We start from the raw sequence: 2,912 nt of genomic DNA, 5'->3' as shown, positions 1-2,912 counted from the left end.
ATCAACCTCGGCCTCACCCGCACCAACGGACGCTGGAACCTGCCGACACCAGCATGAACAGGCCAGTGGCGGGCCGGCTACGCCGACCCGCCACATCAGACCACGAAGATCTTCATCGGACTTCTAGTCCTCGGCGCTGTAGTCCGTCGGACGAGATGGGGACGAGGCGATGTTGCCCACGACGGTGAACTCCCGTGGCGGGACAATGATGGTGCGCATTCTGATCTACCGGAGATGCATCAGATCATTCTGATTCACTCAGCGGGAGCGGCAGGTCGGCCAGCCACAGCGCCGCGGCGTCCTCGGGGGCCAGCGGGCGCCCGTAGAGGAACCCCTGCCCGGCTCCGGTTCCGAGTTCGAGCAGCTGCTCGTGCTGCTCCCAGGTCTCCACGCCCTCGGCCATCGTGCTGAGTTCCATCGCGTCGCCGATCGCGAGCAGGCCTCGCACGAGCCGGCGCATGCGCTCGGACGTGGTGAGCCGGCTCGTGAAGGACTTGTCCACCTTGATGATGTCGATCGGCATGTCGTGCAGGGAGATCAGCGACGCGTAGCCGGTGCCGAAGTCGTCGAGCGCGACGGCGACGCCGAGGTTGCTCAGGGCCTGGAGACGCTCGCGCACCTGAACGTCGTCGTGGTCGAGCAGCGCGGTCTCGGTCACCTCGAGCACCACCTGCTGCGGATCGATGCCCGTGTCGGCGAGGACGTCGCGGACCACGTCGACGAAGTCCTCCCGGCGCAGCTGGTGCACCGAGACGTTGACCCCGATGAAGCAGGGGGCGCCGGGCCGCAGCGCGTTCCACTGCGCCACCTGGCGCACGGCGAGGCGCAGCATCAGCCGGCCGAGTTCGATGATCTGCCCCGTCTCCTCGGCGAGGGGAATGAACACGTCGGGACCGAGCGGGCCGAGGGTCGGGTGCCGCCAGCGGGCGAGCGCCTCGAAGCCGGCGATCTGCCGCGAGTCCAGGTAGACGATCGGCTGATACGCGACGCTCAGCGTCTCGCGTTCGATCGCCTCCTCGAGGGCGGAGCGCAGCTCGGCGCGTCGCACCGCCTGGTCGAGCAGGCCGGAGTGGTAGCGCCGCCACCGGTTCCCGCCCTCGGCCTTCGCCGCGTACAGGGCCAGGTCCGCCGCGCGCATCAGCGTGTCGGGGTCGGTGCGCCCGTCCGGCCCGGGCACCGCCTCCTGGGCCCCGGAAAGCTGCCCGAAGGTGGCGAAGCCGAGGCTCGCGGCCACCCGCAGCGGGCCCGCGCTGGTCTCCAGCGGCTCCTCGCAGGCCTCGATCAGCCGTTGGGCGATGAGTTCGAGCACGAACGGATCGGGCCCGTGCGCCGTCAGCACGGCGAACTCGTCGCCGCCGAGCCTGGCCGCCGCGTCCTCGGGCCGTACGTGCTCGAGGATGCGCCGGGCGAACGCCACAAGCACCTCGTCCCCGATCGGGTGGCCGAGCGTGTCGTTGATCTCCTTGAAGTCGTCGAGGTCGATCATCAGCAGGCCGCCGGCGCCCGGCCGGCCCGGCCCGACGGTGTACTCGGCGAGCATCTTGCGCAGCAGGCCCTGACGGTTCATCAGTCCGGTCAGCGAGTCGGTCAGCGCCTGGCGGCGCAGCTCCTCCTCCAGCCGCCGTTCCTCGGTCACATCCCGCAGGGTCAGCGCGACGCCGCGCACGGTCGGGTCCTGCCGCAGATCGCTCCACCGGGCCTCGGCGCGCACGATCCGGCCGTCGCCGGCCTCGACGTGTACCGCGGTGGGCCAGTCCGGCTCCTGCTCCTGCTGCGCCGGGCCGGTGAGCTGGGCGAAGCCGCGCGCGACGCGCTCGCGGTCCTGGCCGGTGAAGAGCGCGGCCACCGGGCCGCGGCCGAGCCTCGCGCCGAACAGCCGGCGCCCGGAGTCGCTGGAGAAACGTACCCTGCCGTCCATCGACGCCAGGATGATGGCGTCCTGGGCGTCCGCGATCAGCGTGCGCAGGTAGGCCTGTGTCTCCCGCCGCAACGTCGTGCGCTGCCACGCCCGCATCGCCTGGACCAGCCGGGCGAAGACGAGCAGGAACAGGGTGATGCAGCAGCCTGCCAGCACCTGGGTGTCGTCCGGGCTGGACCGGTACGCGTTGACGATCAGCAGCACCGGGCTGATCAGGGCCGCGCAGCAGAGCAGGGCGATCCACGTGCGCGGGGCGACCAGTGCCCACGGCCGACCGGACGGCGGGACCACCGTCTGGGCCATCGAGGGCAGCGTCGCGGCCAGACCCCAGGTGACGTAGAACGCCGCGTAGCCGACGATCTCGCCGGGCGCCGACGGCCAGTTCGGGTGCAACTCGGTGACGGCGAAATACGTGTCCGAGTACAACGAGGCGAGCGCGCCGAGCAGCAGCAGATGGACCGGGAGCGAGCGCAGCCGCCCGGCCAGCGGCAGCTGCAGGGCGAGGCCGAACAAGAGCGGGTCGAGCACCAGGTATGCGGTCAGGATCGTCCGGGTCAGCGCGCCGAGACCCGGCTGAGCCGAGCTCGGGACGCTGAACACGCCCCAGCTGAGCGCACCGATCCCGACCGCCACGATGAGCGCGTCCAGCAGGGTGCCGCGCCGGTACTCGGGCGCGTCGCGCCGGACGAACCCGAGCAGCGCGCCGATCGCGATCGGATAGAAGGACAGGTAGATCGCGTCCGCCGCGCTCGGGAAGGGGCCGTTGCCGCCGATCGAGCCGCCGAGCGCCTGGTAGACGAGGTCGGCGACGACCTCCACCAGCAGTGCGGCGCCGAGCACCAGCCAGGGCAGGGCGGGCCGGGGGCGGTAGCGCGCGACGCCGACGAGCACGGTGGCGACCGAGGCCAGCCCGAGCACCGCCCAGGACACCATCTGGCCGGCCGGCGCCAGCTCGTAGCAGGCGATGGCCGCGGCCGCGACCAGCAGATAGGCC

1 protein-coding gene is annotated in these 2,912 nt (G+C 71.6%); it reads right to left on the bottom strand.

Features of this window, described 5'->3' with window-relative positions:
- Positions 1-244: 244 nt before the first annotated feature.
- Positions 245-2,912: putative bifunctional diguanylate cyclase/phosphodiesterase (locus tag KDL01_RS40175; RefSeq protein WP_212533973.1), on the bottom strand; the 2,668-nt coding region annotated here is incomplete at its 5' end.

This window comes from Actinospica durhamensis, assembly GCF_018139695.1.
GTDB classification, from domain to species: Bacteria; Actinomycetota; Actinomycetes; order Streptomycetales; family Catenulisporaceae; genus Actinospica; species Actinospica durhamensis.
The sequence above is the reverse complement of the archived record's forward strand: the minus strand, read 5'-3'. Positions and strand labels throughout refer to the sequence as shown.